The 17,553-nt window shown below is 37.3% G+C and carries 14 protein-coding genes; 13 read left to right on the forward strand and 1 reads right to left on the reverse strand.

What is annotated here, in order from left to right; genetic code table 11:
- Positions 1-19: 19 nt before the first annotated feature.
- Positions 20-781 carry an alpha/beta fold hydrolase gene (locus tag CHRYMOREF3P_RS13460; protein WP_077413155.1) on the reverse strand — a complete coding sequence of 254 codons (762 nt, stop codon included), beginning with the start codon at positions 779-781 and terminating at the stop codon, positions 20-22.
- A gap of 272 nt (positions 782-1,053) precedes the next feature.
- On the opposite strand from CHRYMOREF3P_RS13460, the gene mraZ reads away from it, so the two are divergent.
- From mraZ to ftsZ, 13 genes are all read left to right on the forward strand, one after another.
- The gene (mraZ, locus tag CHRYMOREF3P_RS13465) at positions 1,054-1,512 is read left to right on the forward strand and encodes a division/cell wall cluster transcriptional repressor MraZ (RefSeq protein WP_047379979.1); all 459 of its coding nucleotides are present in this window, start codon (positions 1,054-1,056) and stop codon (positions 1,510-1,512) included.
- Positions 1,513-1,560: 48 nt separating this feature from the next.
- Positions 1,561-2,454, forward strand: a complete 894-nt coding sequence (gene rsmH, locus CHRYMOREF3P_RS13470) for a 16S rRNA (cytosine(1402)-N(4))-methyltransferase RsmH (RefSeq protein ID WP_077413156.1) — start codon at positions 1,561-1,563, stop codon at positions 2,452-2,454.
- Positions 2,455-2,551: 97 nt separating this feature from the next.
- Complete coding sequence (locus CHRYMOREF3P_RS13475; protein ID WP_047377999.1) at positions 2,552-2,917, forward strand: FtsL-like putative cell division protein; 366 nt, start codon at positions 2,552-2,554, stop codon at positions 2,915-2,917.
- Positions 2,901-4,892: a penicillin-binding transpeptidase domain-containing protein gene (locus CHRYMOREF3P_RS13480; RefSeq protein WP_077413157.1), complete on the forward strand. Its 1,992-nt coding sequence runs from the start codon at positions 2,901-2,903 to the stop codon at positions 4,890-4,892. The genes CHRYMOREF3P_RS13475 and CHRYMOREF3P_RS13480 overlap by 17 nt, the downstream gene beginning before the upstream one ends.
- A 57-nt stretch (positions 4,893-4,949) precedes the next feature.
- The gene (locus CHRYMOREF3P_RS13485; protein WP_077413158.1) at positions 4,950-6,410 is read left to right on the forward strand and encodes a UDP-N-acetylmuramoyl-L-alanyl-D-glutamate--2,6-diaminopimelate ligase; all 1,461 of its coding nucleotides are present in this window, start codon (positions 4,950-4,952) and stop codon (positions 6,408-6,410) included.
- 79 nt (positions 6,411-6,489) lie between these two features.
- The gene (gene mraY, locus CHRYMOREF3P_RS13490) at positions 6,490-7,731 is read left to right on the forward strand and encodes a phospho-N-acetylmuramoyl-pentapeptide-transferase (protein ID WP_047377995.1); all 1,242 of its coding nucleotides are present in this window, start codon (positions 6,490-6,492) and stop codon (positions 7,729-7,731) included.
- A gap of 81 nt (positions 7,732-7,812) precedes the next feature.
- On the forward strand, positions 7,813-9,138 hold the full coding sequence (murD, locus tag CHRYMOREF3P_RS13495; protein ID WP_180564833.1) for a UDP-N-acetylmuramoyl-L-alanine--D-glutamate ligase: 1,326 nt from the start codon (positions 7,813-7,815) through the stop codon (positions 9,136-9,138).
- A 42-nt stretch (positions 9,139-9,180) separates the two neighbouring features.
- Positions 9,181-10,419, forward strand: a complete 1,239-nt coding sequence (locus CHRYMOREF3P_RS13500; RefSeq protein WP_077413160.1) for an FtsW/RodA/SpoVE family cell cycle protein — start codon at positions 9,181-9,183, stop codon at positions 10,417-10,419.
- A 1-nt stretch (position 10,420) separates the two neighbouring features.
- Complete coding sequence (murG, locus tag CHRYMOREF3P_RS13505) at positions 10,421-11,521, forward strand: undecaprenyldiphospho-muramoylpentapeptide beta-N-acetylglucosaminyltransferase (RefSeq protein WP_077413161.1); 1,101 nt, start codon at positions 10,421-10,423, stop codon at positions 11,519-11,521.
- Positions 11,522-11,670: 149 nt separating this feature from the next.
- On the forward strand, positions 11,671-13,038 hold the full coding sequence (gene murC, locus CHRYMOREF3P_RS13510) for a UDP-N-acetylmuramate--L-alanine ligase (protein WP_077413162.1): 1,368 nt from the start codon (positions 11,671-11,673) through the stop codon (positions 13,036-13,038).
- Positions 13,035-14,006: a cell division protein FtsQ/DivIB gene (locus CHRYMOREF3P_RS13515; RefSeq protein WP_180564834.1), complete on the forward strand. Its 972-nt coding sequence runs from the start codon at positions 13,035-13,037 to the stop codon at positions 14,004-14,006. Before murC ends, CHRYMOREF3P_RS13515 begins: the two co-directional genes overlap by 4 nt.
- Before the next feature lie 86 nt (positions 14,007-14,092).
- A complete protein-coding gene (gene ftsA, locus CHRYMOREF3P_RS13520) occupies positions 14,093-15,478 on the forward strand; it encodes a cell division protein FtsA (RefSeq protein ID WP_180564835.1) in 1,386 nt (461 codons plus the stop codon).
- Positions 15,479-15,569: 91 nt separating this feature from the next.
- Positions 15,570-17,483, forward strand: coding sequence for a cell division protein FtsZ (gene ftsZ / locus CHRYMOREF3P_RS13525; protein WP_077413164.1), 1,914 nt, complete (start codon positions 15,570-15,572; stop codon positions 17,481-17,483).
- Positions 17,484-17,553: the final 70 nt, after the last annotated feature.

The following is a 17,553-nucleotide window of genomic DNA, read 5'->3' on the forward strand; positions in this document are numbered from 1 at the left end:
TCTTTTTATGATGTATTTATTAAACTTTATCTTTTATCCAGTTGTACAGGATTTCATTGAATTCATCCGGCTTTTCCATCATGGCTGCATGGCCGCAATGCTCTATCCAGAATAAATCTGAATTTGGAATAAACTTGTGCATGTCCTCAGCCACTTCCGGAGGAGTCACATTATCCTGTTTTCCCCAGATCAGACACGTAGGTGTCAAAATCTTAGGAAGGTCGTTCAGCATATTGTGTTTGATGGCACTTCTTGCCAGCATTACCGTTTTTATTCCTTTCATTCTGTCATTTACCACCGCAAAAACTTCATCTACAAGATCCTCTGTCGCAATCTTTGGATCATAGAAAACTTCTTCCGTTTTCTTTTTGATATAAGATCGGTCATTTTTTCTTGGAAAACTGTCCCCGAAAGTTCTTTCATATAATCCGGAACTTCCTGTAAGCACAAGATTTTTCACCAAATCAGGTCTTGCCAACGTCAAGATAAGCCCTACATGCCCACCCATTGAGTTTCCCATAATGGTAACCGGGCCTGAAATATGACTTTCTATAAACTTGATAATATATTTTGCGATAGTGGTAAGATTCGTATTGAGTACCGGCAGATCATAGATCGGCAACTGAGGAACATATACTTTGAAGCCTCTTTCCGAAAAAAAATCTACCATTTTATCGAAATTACTCAAACCACCCATTAACCCGTGCAACAGCACTAATGGATGTCCTTCTCCCGCTTCTACATAGGAATATTTCTTTTCTTTTTTTGTACTAAATATCATAAAACGCCTTAATAAAGCCCTGCAAAAATACAAATTAAACCTCAAAAAAATTTTGATTATCCTAATTTAAGATAAAAATAATATAATATTCTCCTTTTTAACTTTTTTTTTCAAACATGCTTTACTATGGCCTAAATAACACTTTTTACAACTGTCTTCATATCAGTATTTTACATTATTGAAATTCAATCTCTAATAAAACTTATTAACATTGAGTCAAAAAGTGGGAAAAAGTGGGAAATTTTGGAAATTATTATATAAATTTGTCCCAAATGAAAAATTTCATTGGAACATATGAGTGCAAAATTGACGACAAAGGCCGCCTAAAAGTTCCTTCATCTTTAATTAAACAGATGGAAAACTTCGAAGACAAGGCATTTGTAGTCAAAAGATCTGTGTTCCAACCCTGTCTGGAAGTCTATCCTATGAATGCATGGGACAAACTGATGGGCAAAATTAATAAACTGAACAGATTCATAAAAAAGAATGCTGATTTCATACGAATGTTTACGGCAGGAGTAAAGACAGTAGAATTGGATAATGCAGGAAGGTTACAGATCTCTAAAGACCTGACGAATTTTGCAAATCTTCAGAAAGATATTGTGATTACCAGCGCGGGAGAGCTCTTCGAAATTTGGGATAAAGAAGCCTACGAAAAGGTAATCTCAACCAACGAAACTGATTTTGCAAGCCTTGCCGAAGATGTGATGGGCTCTTTCGAGGAAGAATAACTGTAGGTTATTAATTGATTATATATTAAATAAAAAACACAATTAAGCATGTATCATAACCCCGTTTTGTTGAAGCAGAGTGTTGATGATTTGGTGACGAATCCTGACGGAATATATGTGGACTGCACCTTTGGAGGCGGAGGCCACTCCAGGGAGATTTTGAGCAGACTTTCTGATAAAGGGAGATTGTTCAGTTTTGACCAGGATCTGGATGCACTTAAAAATACAATTGATGATCCTAGATTCACATTAGTTAATCAGAATTTCAGATTTCTGGAAAATTCATTACTAATGTATGGAGTTCCTCAGGTAGATGGTGTTTTGGCCGACCTGGGTGTTTCTTCACACCAGTTTGATGAAGCAGACAGAGGTTTCTCTACAAGAAGCAATGCTCCTTTGGACATGAGGATGAACGTAATGCAGAATCTTGATGCTAAAAGAGTGATCAATGAATATGAAGAAAGTGAGCTTGCAGATCTTTTCTATCATTATGGAGAATTAAGAGAAGCAAGAAAACTGGCGCGAGAAATTGTTCACCACAGAAAAACAAAGAGCATAAATACAACTGAGGATTTGAAAAAGCTTTTCAGCTACATTCCGCCTCATAAGGTTAATAAATTTTATGCCCAGCTTTTCCAGGCAATAAGAATTGAAGTTAACCAGGAGCTTGAAGTATTAAAAGAAATGCTGGTTCAGGCTTATAATGTGTTGAAACCGGAAGGAAGACTGGTCGTTATTTCTTACCACTCTTTAGAAGACCGTTTGGTAAAAAGATTCCTGAAAAACGGAATGTTTGAAGGAGAACCGGCAAGAGATATTTACGGAAATTATAAAAAGGCATTCGAATTGATAAAGAGTAAAGCAATCATTCCTGATGATCAGGAAATCGAAGAAAACTCAAGGGCAAGAAGTGCCAAAATGAGAACGGGAATAAAAATATAAAATGAATAGTGAATCGTCAATGGTCAATTTTTAATATCATAATATTCACGACTGATGAACAAAGCGAATTCACTACAAAGCAAACTGACATTATAAAGTGGCAAAAAGAACAACAAATCGACCCCAGAAAAGACTCACTTTTATAGATATTATAAAAGGAAACTTTCTGAATCGTGATGAGATCAAAATACATTACAAGTATTTTCTCCTGTTGTTTATATTGATGATGGCCATGATTTATACCAACCATCTCGTCAATAAAAAAATTAAAATTGTAAACGCCTTAAAAGAGGAAACAGAAGAATACAAATCGAGAAATGCTTACGCCCAGAGTAAGCTGATCAAAGTAAAAATGGAATCAGAGCTGGGGAAAGAAGTTGCCCGGGATTCATTGATGACCCTGGAAAACCACCCTCACAAATTGCTAATAAAACTGGACAGTACAGATGCAAAAGCAAAATGAATACGACAATAAACGTAAGAAAACGTTACGATGGGGCTACCTCTTTGCAGTGGTAGCTTTGTGCGTGTTTGTAATGTTCTTGGCAAGAATTGTTATTCTTCAGAATACCAATGTTCAGGAAATTAAAGACGATTACATTAATAAAAACTATCGTGAAGCTACTTTAAAGGCTGCCCGCGGTAATCTTTTTGCTTCTGACGGCTCTATTCTCGCAACCACAGTGATGCGATATGACATCTTTCTTGACTTCAAAACGATGAAAGATACGGTGTACTCCAACCACATCGAAGCGCTGACAGATTCTCTGAGCAAAATGTTCGGAAAATCCAGAGGAGAATTCAGACAGAAATTTGACGAACAGAAGAAAAAGAAAAACCAGTACTATACTTTGGTAAAAGGACTGGATTTCGATCAATATGACAGAATCCGAAAGTTCCCTATCTTCAAAAAAGGTAAAAATAAAGGAGGATTTATCGTTGACAGAAACTACAAAAGAGAGTTGGCCACTTCAGAAATCGGTGCCGGAACTATCGGTATGGATAACGGAGAGCTTAGATCAGGATTAGAAGGTGCTTTCTCGAAATATTTAACGGGTACCGACGGTAAAAGACTGGAGCAGAGAATCAATTCTTCCCAATGGAAACCTATCGACTTCTGGAAAGTTCAGGAACCGGTAGACGGAGAAGACGTATATACAACCTTAGATCTTAGAATTCAAGACATTGCACACTCCGCTCTGGAGAAGCAGCTGGTCCATTTTGAAGCAAAACATGGAACTGTGATTGTAATGGAAGTTGAAACCGGAAAGGTACGTGCCCTTGTGAACTTAAGAAGAACAGATTCAGGAGATTACGAAGATTCTTACAACTACGCCCTAAAAGATAATATTGAGCCCGGATCCACTTTTAAAACCATTTCGCTTTTAGCAGCAATGGATGACGGCTTCATTGATGAAAATACAACTGTAAACGTAGGAAACGGTGTCTGGACTTATGCAAAACAGAGAATTTCTGACGGACACGGCGGAGGAACATATGATATCAGTGATGTTTTAGCTAAATCCAGTAATGTAGGAACAGCAAAACTGATCACAAAATATTATGCAGAAAAGCCTCAGATTTTCCTTGACCACCTGAAACGTTGGAAGTTATTCGACAAAATGGATATAGAACTTCCGGGAATCACAAAACCAAAGATCGTAACTCCACAAAATAAAAGATGGAATGCCGCCACGCTGGCTTCTATTTCTTATGGGTATTCTTCCAACATCAACCTTCTGCAGTTGACAACTTTCTACAACGGCGTTGCCAATGGCGGAAAAATGCTTAAACCTTTATTCATTGATAAAATCATGAAAGATGGCAAAGTAATGTACAATGCCAAACCTGAAGTAATGGTAAACAAAATGGCTTCTGAAAAAGCGATTAAAATGATGACCAGTGCTTTAACCAAAGCGGTAGAAAAAGGAACAGGACGAAGCATCTTTACTCCCAACCTTAAAATGGCAGGTAAAACAGGAACTGCAAGATTTGAATACTGGCTGCCTGGCCCTATGAAATACCGCGCATCATTTGCCGGGTTTTATCCGGCAGACGCACCAAAATACACCTGCTATGTAATGATAAGTGAACCCAATACATCAATAGGATTTTATGGAGGACCCGTTTCAGCACCCGTATTTAAGGAAATTGCAGGAAAAACATTCCTGAAAACTCCTCAGAATATCGAAAAAGAAATGCTTGTAGACAAAAAGGTAAACCTGAGCAAAATGGTTGAACCTAATGTAAAAGTAGCAGTAAATGATAAACAAATGCCTAATGTGGTAGGATTAATCGGTAAAAACGTAATCCCGCAATTGGAAAACTTAGGATACCGTGTCGACTATAAAGGAGTGGGAAGAATTAAAGAACAATTCCCTCTGGAAGGCACAACGATCAGCAAGAACCAGAGAATTTATTTGTCTCTGCAACATTAAGAACAAAGTCCCGCAAGGACCATTTAAAACAAAATAGGGCAAGCCTTATTGATAAAGATGATTATAACAGAATTAGTAAACAGAATCCCAGTACTGGAAATCCACGGTGATAGCAACCGTGAGGTGGCTGAGTTGGTGATTGACAGCAGAAAAGTTACAGAAAACTCTCTTTATATTGCTATGAGAGGAACAGTGGTGGATGGTCACTCATTCATTGCATCTGCTATTGAAAAAGGTGCTGCAGCAATCGTTTGCGAAGAATTTCCAGAAACATTGGTTGAAAATATAACCTATATTCAGGTGAAAGATTCATCTAAAGCTCTGGGTCACCTTGCTTCCAATTTCTACGGAAACCCTTCTCAGAAACTAAAGCTGATAGGAGTTACCGGAACTAATGGAAAAACATCTGTTTCTACCCTTCTTTTTGATGTTTTCAAAAACCTGGGCTATGACTCTGCTTTGCTTTCCACTGTTGAGATCAGAATCGGTGAAGAAATTATTCCGGCTACCCATACCACTCCTGATGTGATTACCATCAACAGAATTTTAGCAGAAGCGGTAGAAAAAGGATGCGAATTTGCTTTTATGGAAGTAAGCTCACACGGAATTGCCCAAAACAGAATTGAAGGACTACACTTCAAAATAGCGGGCTTCACTAACCTTACTCATGATCATTTAGATTATCATAAAACCTTTGAAGAATATTTAAAAACAAAGAAAAGATTCTTTGACCAGTTAGAAGATACAGCTATTGCCATCACTAATGTAGATGACAAAAATGGGAATGTCATGCTTCAGAATACTAAGGCTTCAAAAAAGTCTTATGCTTTGAAAACCATGGCAGACTATCACGGAAAATTGTTGGAAGTAGATTTCAACGGAATGCTGTTGAACTTCAACGGAAAGGAATTCTGGACGACACTTACCGGGAAGTTCAATGTATACAACTTGCTGCTTGTATTCGGGATTGCTGCTGAACTTGGTTTTGAGCAGGATGAAATTCTTCAGGCGGTCAGCAAATTAAAAAGAGTTTCCGGAAGATTTGAAACCTTCAAATCCGATGGCGGAATTTTCTTTATTGTAGATTATGCACACACTCCGGATGCATTGGAAAACATTCTGGACAGCATTAACGATATCAGAACCAAAAACGAAAGATTAATCACTGTATTCGGCTGTGGAGGAGACAGAGATCACTCCAAAAGACCTGAAATGGGAAATATTGCCTCTAAAAAATCAACATTGGCAATTATCACTTCGGATAATCCGAGAACAGAGGATCCTACCCAGATTATCAAAGAAATTGAAGCAGGCATTGAACCTCAAAACTTCAGCAAGTACACTTCAATCCCAGACAGGAGAGAAGCCATAAAGATGGCGATAAAATTTGCAGAACCTAAAGATATTGTTTTGGTTGCCGGAAAAGGGCACGAAACCTATCAGGAGATAAATGGTGTAAAACATCATTTTGATGACAAAGAAGTAATTAATGAGCTTTGGAAATTAATGAGCAAGTAAATTACAGGCGATAATTGATACATAATAACAACTTTATCATTCATCAATTATCAATGATTATTTATTAACAATTGAAACTATGCTATACTATCTATACGAATATCTAACCAACCATGGAATCCACGTTCCGGGATTAGGATTGTTGAAATACATTTCCTTCCGTGCCGGGATGGCTGTACTATTCTCTCTGATTATTGCTCTTGTCTATGGAAAAAGAGTAATCAATTACCTGAGAACAAAACAAATGGGAGAATTGGTACGTGATCTTGGATTGGATGGTCAAAAACAAAAAGAAGGAACTCCTACCATGGGAGGGCTCATCATCATTTTGGCAACCATCATTCCCGTATTGCTGTTTACAAGAATTACCAATGTATATATTGTTCTGTTGCTGGTTTCAATGTTCTGGATGGGAGCTATTGGTTTCCTGGATGATTATTTAAAGAAAATCAAAAAAAATAAAGACGGTTTAAGTGGTAAATTCAAAATTGTAGGCCAGGTTGGTTTAGGGCTAATTGTCGGAATTACAATGTATTTCCACCCGGACATTACCGTTAAAAGAAAATATGCCGATGCTAAAGTGGTCAACAGAAATAATGTCGAGCAAAACTTTATGCCTACTGAAAAAATTACTGTTTCTACCGTTCCTTTTGCCAAAAACAATGAGTTCGATTATAGCGGAATTTTGTTTTGGATGAATGATAAAGATGCTCATGAGTGGGCATGGATTGTGTTTATTCCTATTGTCATCTTCATTGTAACAGCTGTTTCAAACGGTGCCAACATTACAGATGGAATCGACGGTCTGGCGGCAGGAACAAGTGCCATTATACTACTATCGCTGGCGCTCTTTGCTTATCTTTCCGGGAACATCATTTTTGCAGACTATCTCAATATCATGTTCCTTCCCAATATGGGTGAAACCACCATTTTTGCCGTGGCAATGGTAGGTGCGGTGATCGGATTCTTCTGGTACAACACCTATCCTGCGCAAGTTTTCATGGGAGATACCGGAAGTTTGATGCTGGGAGGAGTAATTGCCGTTTTAGCCATTATTTTAAGAAAAGAATTGCTGATTCCTGTATTATGCGGAATCTTCTTAATTGAAAACCTGTCTGTAATGCTTCAGGTAGTTGTTTTCAAATACAGAAAAAGAAAATACGGGTTGGAATATGCCCAAAACAATAGACTATTCAAAATGTCACCATTACACCACCATTATCAGAAAGAAGGTTTCCACGAAAGTAAAATCGTGAACAGAATGATCATCATTGGGGTAATACTGGCTATTGTATGTCTGATCACATTAAAAATGAGATAAAAACCAATTTAAAAATTAAAAGATTGAAATATTGAAGAATTTTTTAATCACTAAATCTTTTAATCATTAAATCCAAATAATATGAAAATAGTTGTTTTAGGAGGTGGAGAAAGCGGATGCGGAGCTGCTTATTTGGCTAAAAAGAAAGGTCTGGAAGTATTTCTTTCAGATAAAGGAGCCATTAAGGATAACTATAAGCAGTTTCTTACCGATAATGAAATTGAATTTGAAGAAGGAAACCACGATGAAGAAAGGGTTTTAAACGCTGACTGGATCGTAAAAAGCCCGGGAATTCCGAAAAAGGCGGAGATCATTCATAAAATTCATGAAAAAGGAATCAGACTTTCCTCTGAAATTGAATTTGCTTCTGAATTTACAGATGCAAAGATTATTGCCATTACCGGAAGCAACGGAAAAACAACCACTACTTCCCTAATCTATTATATCCTGAAAAATGACGGATTGAATGTAGGTTTGGGAGGAAATATCGGATACAGCTTTGCCAAGCAGGTGGCAGATGAAAACCATGAATATTATGTATTGGAAGTAAGCTCTTTCCAGTTGGATGATATTCAAAATTTCAGACCTTATATCTCTTTACTGTTGAATCTGTCTCAGGATCACCTGGATCAGTATAACTACAACTATGAAGAATATGCTTTGGCAAAATTCAGAATCACTGAAAATCAGGAAAATGATAATTTCTTCATCTATAACAAGGATGATGAAATGAGCAAAAATCTTCTTGAAAAGCTTGAAATAAAGGCTAAAATGATTCCATTCTCAACAAAAGAGAAGTTATCTGAAGGAGGTTTTGTAAATGAAGATGAGATTGTTGTAAAAATGAAAGACGAATTCTCAATGAAAGTTGATGAATTGTCTCTGTTGGGAAATCACAATGTAGCGAACAGCTTAGCAGCATCTATTGCAGGTAAGATATTAAAAATCAACAATGAAAGCATCAGACATTCATTGATGACATTCCAGGCTGTAGAACACAGATTGGAATTGGTGACTGAAATTGATAGTGTAAAATACATCAACGACAGTAAAGCAACCAATGTGAACGCTACTTATTATGCTCTAGAAAGCATGAAAACACCAACCGTATGGATCGTTGGTGGATTAGATAAAGGAAATGACTATACCGAAATTGAAGATTTAGTCAAAAGAAAAGTAAAGGCAATTGTTTGCCTTGGAGTAGATAACAAGAAGATCATAGATTTCTTTAAAGACAAAAAAGAAGTTATTTATGATACTTCAAGCATGGAAGAAGCCGTGAGGATTTCCAAATCACTGGCTAAGAAAGGCGATACCGTCTTATTATCTCCGTGTTGCGCAAGTTTTGACTTGTTCAAAAGCTATGAAGACAGAGGACGCCAGTTTAAAGAGCAGGTACTAAAGTAAAATGTTTTTTGTACAAAGTACATTATACATCAATACAAAATTATGGACGAACAGAACACAGAAAGCAGATTTGAATTTCTAAAGGGTGATAAAGTACTTTGGATGGTCATCCTTGTGATCTCCATTTTCTCTATTTTCCCTGTATACTCTGCAAGTTCAAATCTCGAATACATTGTTAATAACGGGACTACAACGGGTCACGTTATCAAACATATGTTCTTTGTAGTCTTAGGATTAGCAATTATGCGACTGGTAGGAACAATAAAATATGAATATATCGGAAAGCTCAGCAGTATTCTGCTCGGTCTTATGATTGTTCTGCTGATTGTTACCATGTTTACCGGGCAAACCATTGACGGAGCCAGTGCTTCCAGATGGCTGAAAATCCCGGGAACACCAATTTCCTTCCAGCCTTCATCATTTGCCTTTTTAATGCTGATTATCTACCTGTGCAGATATTTAACCAAAAAGATCACAAGAGAAAGGCTTCCAATAGAGAATATCATGTATATTTTCGGGCCTATCCTGCTTGTTTTTGTATTGGTAGCAAAAGATAACGGTTCCACCGCATTAATGATTTTAATGGTTTCCGTAGTGGTTCTTGTCATAGGACAGCTTCACTGGAAATACATTGCAGGATTTATTTCTGCCTCATTTGTAGCTATTGTTTTATTTTTATTAATAGCTCTGAATACGAACATGATTGGCGGAAACCGTGTTCATACATGGATGAGCCGTGTAGAAACATTTACTTCAAGCAAAGCAAAATCAGCCGATGTAGATGATGAAAGTATAAAAGCAAAAAACTATCAGGTAATGCAGGCTAAAGCAGCCATCGTACATGGTGGAATCACCGGAATGGGACCAGGAAAAAGTGCATTGAAACAAATGCTTCCACAATCTGCCTCCGACTTTATCTTCGCGGTTATTGTAGAAGAATACGGAGTGATTGGAGCTGCTTTTCTCATCTGTTTATATCTGATTATGATGATACGGATCGTGATGATCGCCAGTAAAATGCCGGCATTTTTCGGATCCTTGCTCGTTCTCAGTCTCGGGGTAATGATTTTTATACAGCTTTCAGTAAACATAGCCGTTGCAGTCAACCTGATCCCGGTAACAGGACAGCCGCTGCCTTTGATAAGTTACGGAGGAACCTCAATGCTGGTAACCTATTTACAGTTAGGTATTATTTTAAATATAAGCTCAAGGATTCAGATTTATGATGAAGAAGGAATGGGCAAAAAACAAAGTGTAGCAGAAATAAACGATATCGCTTAAGATGGACAAAAAATTAAAAATATTATTATCAGGCGGAGGAACAGGAGGTCATATCTTCCCAGCCATCGCCATTGCTGATGAAATCAAAAAAAGATTTCCTGATGCAGAATTTTTGTTCATTGGTGCCAATGGAAAGATGGAAATGGAAAAAGTTCCACAAGCAGGGTATAAAATTGAGGGAATTGATATCGCAGGAATTGACAGAGGAAATTTGTTATCCAATTTAGGCCTGCCATTCAAAATTCTGAAGAGTTTATCAAAGTCTAAAAAGATTATTAAAAATTTTGCTCCTGATTTTGCCGTAGGAACTGGAGGATTTGCCAGCGGACCCGCTCTTTATGAAGCAAGCAAAATGGGAATTCCTATTTTCATACAGGAACAGAATGCTCATGCGGGAGTAACCAATAAAATTTTAAGCAAGAAAGCGAAAGCCGTTTTTACAGCTTATCCAAAAGTGGAAGGTTTTCCGGCAGAAAAAATAAAATTTCTGGGAAATCCGATTCGTGAGAACATTGTTTCAGGAATGCAGGAAACAACCCAGGCAAAAGAAAAAATGGGATTGAATAAAGATAAGCTTACGATTCTGTCTGTGGGTGGTTCTTTAGGCTCCAGAACATTGAATAATGCATGGAAATCTCATTTAAAACAAATGACAGATAAAGATTATCAGCTGATCTGGCAGACAGGAAAGCTTGATTATAAAGATATTGTAAACGAAACAAAAGATACAGACACTCCTAATATTCAGATCCTTGAATTCATCAAAGATATGGAACTGGCTTATTCTGCAGCTGATATCATCGTTTCAAGAGCCGGAGCTATTGCCATTTCAGAGTTGGCCGTAGCACAAAAACCGGTCCTTTTGGTTCCTTTCCCTTTTGCAGCGGAAGACCACCAAACTAAAAATGCCATGAATCTGGTTGAAAAAAATGCAGCAAGAATGGTAAAAGACTCTGAAATGCAGGAAAAATTCTGGAATACATTATCAGAAATCTGCGAAAATGAAAGGGTAAGGAAAGAAATGTCTGACAATCTTAAATATTTTGCCAAGCCAAATGCCGCAAAAGAGATTGTAGATGAGATTTTTAAAGTAATAAAATAATTAGGAAAGGCTTCGACAAGCTCAGCCTGACACCGTTAAAACTTATTTCATTAACGAGTCATGAATGTTAGTTGATTAAAGCTTTATAATAAAAATATTAGTAATTAAACTCTGAATTGGTTCAAGAGTCATTAAAGATTAAAATATAAATGAACATTTTACAAACATATCAGACTTTTTACTTCGTTGGAATCGGAGGTATCGGAATGAGTGCATTAGCGCGCTATTTCAATGCATCCGGAAAAAAAGTATTGGGCTACGATAAAACCAATACAAAATTGACTCAGAATCTGATGAATGAAGGGATTGATATTGTTTTTGAAGACTTTATTGATGAAAGGATAACTTCTCTTCAGAAAGAAGATACATTGGTCATCTATACTCCGGCTATTAAAACGCTTGGAATATTGGATTACTTCAATGAAAATCAATTTGAAGTGTTGAAGCGAGCTAAAGTTTTAGGATTAATCACTGAAAATACAGATTGTATCGCTATTGCGGGAACTCATGGAAAAACAACCACGTCAACCCTTGTAGCTCATTTATGCAAAGAAGCAGATCTGCCTTTCTCATGTTTTTTAGGAGGAATTTCTGAAAACTTTAAATCGAACTTCCTGTACAACGGTTCCAAATATTCTGTGGTAGAGGCGGATGAATATGACAGAAGCTTCCTGAACCTTTCTCCTGATTGGGCAGTTGTAACTTCTACAGATGCAGACCATTTGGATATTTATGGAGATAAAAGTCATATTGAAGAAGGGTTCAGACAGTTTGCGGCTTTAGTGCCTCAGGATAAACAGCTCTTTGTAAGAAAAGGAGTAGAAATTGGCAGAGGACATCAAACGTATGCTGTAAATGAGCCTGCAGACTACTATTCTGACAACCTGAGAATGGATCATGATAAAATTTATTTTGACTTCCATACTCCTACCGAAACAATAAAGGATTTTGTGTGGGAAATTCCGGGAATCCATAATGTGGAGAATGCTACTGTAGCACTAGCGATTCTGCATAATTTAGGCGCAGATTTTGATACGCTGAAAAAAGCTATTGCCAACTTTAAAGGAATTAAAAGAAGATATACCAAACATATTTATCAAAACGGTAAAATTTATATTGATGATTATGCTCACCACCCTACAGAAATCAATGCTGTAGTGAGCTCAATCAGAACATTTTACCCTGATAAAAAACTAGTGGTGGTCTTCCAGCCTCACCTTTTCAGCAGAACAAGAGATTTCGCAGATGGATTTGCAGAAAGTTTAAGCAAAGCCGATGAACTTATTCTGCTTGATATTTACCCTGCAAGAGAACTTCAGGAGAATTTTCAAGGAGTTAATTCAAGCTGGCTGCTGGACAAAGTGACATTAGATAAGAAAGAAGTATCGACATTATCCGATGCTTTTGAAAAAATAAAAGAAAAAGATTTTGATATCCTTCTTACCGTAGGTGCAGGAAATATAGATACCCTGTATGATCCTATTTGTGAGTGGATAAGTGCTGTACAAAAAATATGAAAAATAAATACAGAATATTAAAAATTGCTGTCACTGTAATCATCCTTGGATTGTTACTGAGTTTCTCGTTGAAGAGATTCAGCCACCAACAGATTACAGACAATAAGATTTCTGTAAAAATGAGTGAAAAAACTCCGGTTTATTTTGTTGATGAAAAAGACATCAGGGAGATTGTAAAAAAAGAAAACCCTTCTGGAAAAGTAGGTGACCTTAATATTCCTTCTTTAGAAAAAAGAATCAATTCACTTCCGGCGGTAGATAGTGCTAATGTCTACCTGAACCTGAATGGAAAACTGAATCTGGATATCAAGCAGAGAGTTCCTGTTTTCAGGCTTAATAAAGACGGAAAAGACTTTTACGTAGATGAAAAAGGAGTTGAATTTCCAATTTCAAGAACGTATTCGCATCCATGTATGCTGGTAACCGGAAATGTACAGCCGGATGAATATGAAAAACTGGCAGAGCTGGTAGGAAAGATCGATAAAGATGATTTCAGTAAGAAATATTTTATCGGGATTTCAAAAAGCAAAGAAAGCTACAATCTTCTGACAAGTGAAGGAAATTACCGGGTAGAGATTGGAGATCTGGATAATATTGATTTTAAAGTAAAAGGATTTAAAACCTTCGTGGAAAAATATCTTGTCTACCAGGATCCACAGAAGTACAGTATGATTTCTGTAAAATACCAGAATCAGATTGTTACTACTTTAAACCCTTATTTTAAAGAAAATGACAGTATTTTAAAAGCAGGAAAATTAGAACTGGCAAAAGCTCCTGCTCCAATGGCAGCAACAAAGAAGACAGAGGCCAGACCAAAAATAGCGGAAGCAAAAAAAACGAGCTCCACGCCGGCAAAACCGAAAGAGAGCGCGAAACCGAAAACACATACAAAAGAAGCGAAAAAAACAGAAAAAAAATCAACCGCTAAGGCCTTATCCAAGCCAAAGGCAAAAGTAAAAATAGAATAAGTCCTTTCGGGACATTCAATACACAAATAGGAGATCATCTTTAGAGAAAAAAAGGAAAAAGTAGAAAAAATCAAATCGATATAAAAATGGAAAATCAAGAGTATTCAGTGGGTCTGGACATCGGGACAACAAAGATAGTCGCGATTGTCGGAAGAAGGAATGCACACGGGAAAATAGAAGTTCTCGGTGTAGGAAAAGCTAAAAGTCTTGGTGTTCATAAAGGTATTGTGAATAATATTTCACAGACTATTAATTCAATCAAGGCTGCAGTATCCGAAGCACAGTCCAGTGCTGGTGTTCCTATCCGCAAAGTTACGGTAGGTATTGCAGGAAAACACATTCGTTCTCTGCAGCACTCCGATTATATTATGCGTGAACATCCTGATAAATTTATTACAGACGATGACATTGAAGCATTAAAAGATCAGGTGAAAAAGCTGGTTATGCTTCCTGGAGAAGAAATTATCCACGTACTTCCTCAAGAATATAAAGTGGATTCCGAGGGTGAAATTCAGGAACCCGTTGGAATGCATGGAAAGCGTTTAGAAGCTAACTTCCACGTTGTAGTAGGCCAAATGGGCAGCATCAGAAATATTGCAAGATGCGTTCGTGAAGCCGGACTAGAAATGGAAGCCCTTACTTTAGAGCCATTGGCATCTTCTGAAGCTGTTCTTACAAAAGAAGAAAAAGAAGCTGGTGTCGCTATTGTTGACATTGGTGGTGGTACAACAGATATTGCGATATTTAAAGATAACATCATCCGTCATACCTGTGTGATTCCATACGGAGGCGGAATTATTACCGAAGATATCAAAGAAGGCTGTTCCATCATAGAGAAACATGCAGAACAACTTAAAGTAAAGTTTGGTTCGGCTGTTCCCGAATTAGAAAAAGATAGTACTTTTGTAACCATACCGGGGCTTCATGGCAGACCGGACAAAGAAATTTCTTTAAAAACTTTAGCACAAATCATCAATGCAAGAGTAGAAGAAGTTTTAGAAATGGTCAATACAGAACTGAAAGCTTATGGTGCTTTTGAACAAAAGAAAAAACTTATTGCAGGAATCGTTCTTACAGGTGGTGGTTCAAACTTAAAACATCTTCGTCAGCTGGCCAATTATACCACTGGTTTTGACAGCAGAATAGGTTTTGCGAATGAATATATCGCCAACGATAAAAATCAGTACCTGAAAGGCCCTGAATTTGCTACGTCTATCGGGTTACTGATGGAGAGTTTAAAGATCAGAGACAAAAAGCAGAATGCTGATGAAATCATGGAAGTTGTTGTAGAACAGCCAAAGCCTGAAACCGCTTCAGTACAGACAGAAACTGTTCAGCCGGTTCAGCATGCAACACCCATTCAGGAGCAGCAGTCTTTTGAAAATGAAAGACAGGAGAACAGAAAGGCGAAATTGACCTTCGGACAGTCGCTTATGGAAAAAGTAAAAAAATTCTTTGAAGAAGTAGAATAAATTATAAATGGTGAATGATAAGCGATAAACGATCTTTTCCTTATCAATTATCATCAATCAATTATCAATTATAATTATTAAAAGTATAGTTATGGAAAATATAGGTACACAAGGATTTTCATTTGATTTGCCAAAAGGAAATTCATCCATCATAAAAGTAATCGGTGTAGGGGGCGGTGGAAACAACGCTCTGAAGCACATGTACGAGAAAGGTATTCACGGAGTTGATTTCGTGATTTGTAATACAGATGCTCAGACTCTTGATAATAACCCGGTTGCTAATAAAGTTCAGTTAGGAACCACAATCACAGAAGGTCTTGGAGCAGGTGCAGACCCTGAGGTTGGTGAAAAATCTGCAATCGAAAGTATTGAAGATATTAAAGCAGCTATGGGACAAAACACCAAAATGGTGTTTATCACTGCCGGAATGGGCGGTGGTACCGGTACCGGAGCGGCTCCTGTCATTGCTAAAGTAGCAAAAGACATGGGAATTCTTACTGTAGGTATTGTTACCGTTCCTTTCAGTTTTGAAGGTAAAAGAAGACTTGATCAGGCTGAAAATGGTCTTGATAAACTAAAAAATAATGTTGATTCATTAATTGTTATCAACAACGATAAACTAAGACAGCAGTTCGGAAACCTTGGATTCAAGCAGGGATTCTCAAAAGCCGATGAAGTTCTAGCTAATGCAGCCAAAGGTATGGCAGAAGTTATTACAGGTTACTTTGATGTAAACATTGACTTTAGAGATGCTAAATCTGTACTTCAGAATTCAGGTACCGCTTTGATGTCTACAGGAACTGCTTCAGGTGAAAATAAAGCCGAAGAAGCGGTAAGAAAAGCCCTTGATTCTCCATTATTGAATGATAATAAGATTACAGGTGCCAAAAACGTTCTGTTATTGATCAGAAGTGGTGCTGAAGAAGTAACCATGGATGAGATCGGTATCATCATGGACCATATTCAGAAAGAAGCTGGAAACACCGCAGATATTATCTTCGGAGTAGGTGCTGATGAGGAATTGGGAGATGCAGTAAGCGTTCTTGTTATCGCAACAGGATTCTCTAACGACAATAAGAAATTTGCAGGACCTACAGAGAAAATCAGAATCAGTCTTAACGACAGCTTCGATGCTCCGAAAAACTCCCCTTTCAAAACAAGAGAGGAAAGAGAGTCTGCACCTGATACCACCTATGATTCCAGCAGAGCCAATCATTTCAGATTAGATGATGAAGACCACAGCACACAGTTCAAGGTTACATCCATTGAAAAAAAAATGATTCTTGAAGAAGAGCAGGTAAGACCCGAAATAAAATTCTCTGATAAAGAGGAAGATATTATAAACACTCCTGAACAGGCGTGGAAAAACGAAGAAGAAAGTGAGCAGGAATACAGCTTATTTTCTATTGACGAAGAGAATGAAGATCCAAACGACCTGGAAATTCAGTCTTTCTCATTTGATTTTGAAAATAAAAAAGATGAACCACAGGCAGGAACTCCATTCAGCAGCTCGTTTACAGAAGAAAAGCCTGTTGAATTCAGCTTCTTTGTAAACGAACCTGTGAGAAACGAGCCTAATACCGATTTCGGACAGCCAAAAGCAGAATTTAACAACCCAAGCAATGCTGCTGTAGCTGAACCGGCTCAGAAGATTGAAACCTTCTATCAGAAACAGGAAGAACCAAAAGCAGAAACAAAAACTGCTTTTGAAAACAAAACAGAAATTGAAGCTCCAAAAACGGAAGAATCAGAATTCACTTTTGTGAATAAAACGATCGACCAGGACAGAGTGATTGAAAGAAGAAATAAATTGAAAGAATTCAACTCACGCTACCAGAGCTTTGACAGCACGAGTGAGTTTGAATCTATTCCTGCTTTCAAAAGAAAAAATATTTCGATCGACGGAACCAATGCTTCAGATCAGAACATCAACACGTATCTGTCTGACAACAATGGATCTATGCAGATCAGAGAAAACAGATTTTTAAATAAAGACGTAGACTAAAATAAGTGTATTAATGTATTGATGAGTCACTCTGTAAAATCATCAATACATTAATCCTTTCACATTAGTA

Origin of the sequence: Chryseobacterium sp. JV274, from assembly GCF_903969135.1 — a bacterium.
Classification (GTDB): domain Bacteria; phylum Bacteroidota; class Bacteroidia; order Flavobacteriales; family Weeksellaceae; genus Chryseobacterium.

Excerpts from the sequence above, each read along its gene's own strand:
- CHRYMOREF3P_RS13460 (WP_077413155.1), bottom strand. The coding sequence starts at position 781 with ATGATATTTAGTACAAAAAAAGAAAAGAAATATTCCTATGTAGAAGCG.
- mraZ (WP_047379979.1), top strand. The coding sequence starts at position 1,054 with ATGAAAAATTTCATTGGAACATATGAGTGCAAAATTGACGACAAAGGC.
- rsmH (WP_077413156.1), top strand. The coding sequence starts at position 1,561 with ATGTATCATAACCCCGTTTTGTTGAAGCAGAGTGTTGATGATTTGGTG.
- CHRYMOREF3P_RS13480 (WP_077413157.1), top strand. The coding sequence starts at position 2,901 with ATGCAAAAGCAAAATGAATACGACAATAAACGTAAGAAAACGTTACGA.
- CHRYMOREF3P_RS13485 (WP_077413158.1), top strand. The coding sequence starts at position 4,950 with ATGATTATAACAGAATTAGTAAACAGAATCCCAGTACTGGAAATCCAC.
- mraY (WP_047377995.1), top strand. The coding sequence starts at position 6,490 with ATGCTATACTATCTATACGAATATCTAACCAACCATGGAATCCACGTT.
- murD (WP_180564833.1), top strand. The coding sequence starts at position 7,813 with ATGAAAATAGTTGTTTTAGGAGGTGGAGAAAGCGGATGCGGAGCTGCT.
- CHRYMOREF3P_RS13500 (WP_077413160.1), top strand. The coding sequence starts at position 9,181 with ATGGACGAACAGAACACAGAAAGCAGATTTGAATTTCTAAAGGGTGAT.
- murG (WP_077413161.1), top strand. The coding sequence starts at position 10,421 with ATGGACAAAAAATTAAAAATATTATTATCAGGCGGAGGAACAGGAGGT.
- murC (WP_077413162.1), top strand. The coding sequence starts at position 11,671 with ATGAACATTTTACAAACATATCAGACTTTTTACTTCGTTGGAATCGGA.
- CHRYMOREF3P_RS13515 (WP_180564834.1), top strand. The coding sequence starts at position 13,035 with ATGAAAAATAAATACAGAATATTAAAAATTGCTGTCACTGTAATCATC.
- ftsA (WP_180564835.1), top strand. The coding sequence starts at position 14,093 with ATGGAAAATCAAGAGTATTCAGTGGGTCTGGACATCGGGACAACAAAG.
- ftsZ (WP_077413164.1), top strand. The coding sequence starts at position 15,570 with ATGGAAAATATAGGTACACAAGGATTTTCATTTGATTTGCCAAAAGGA.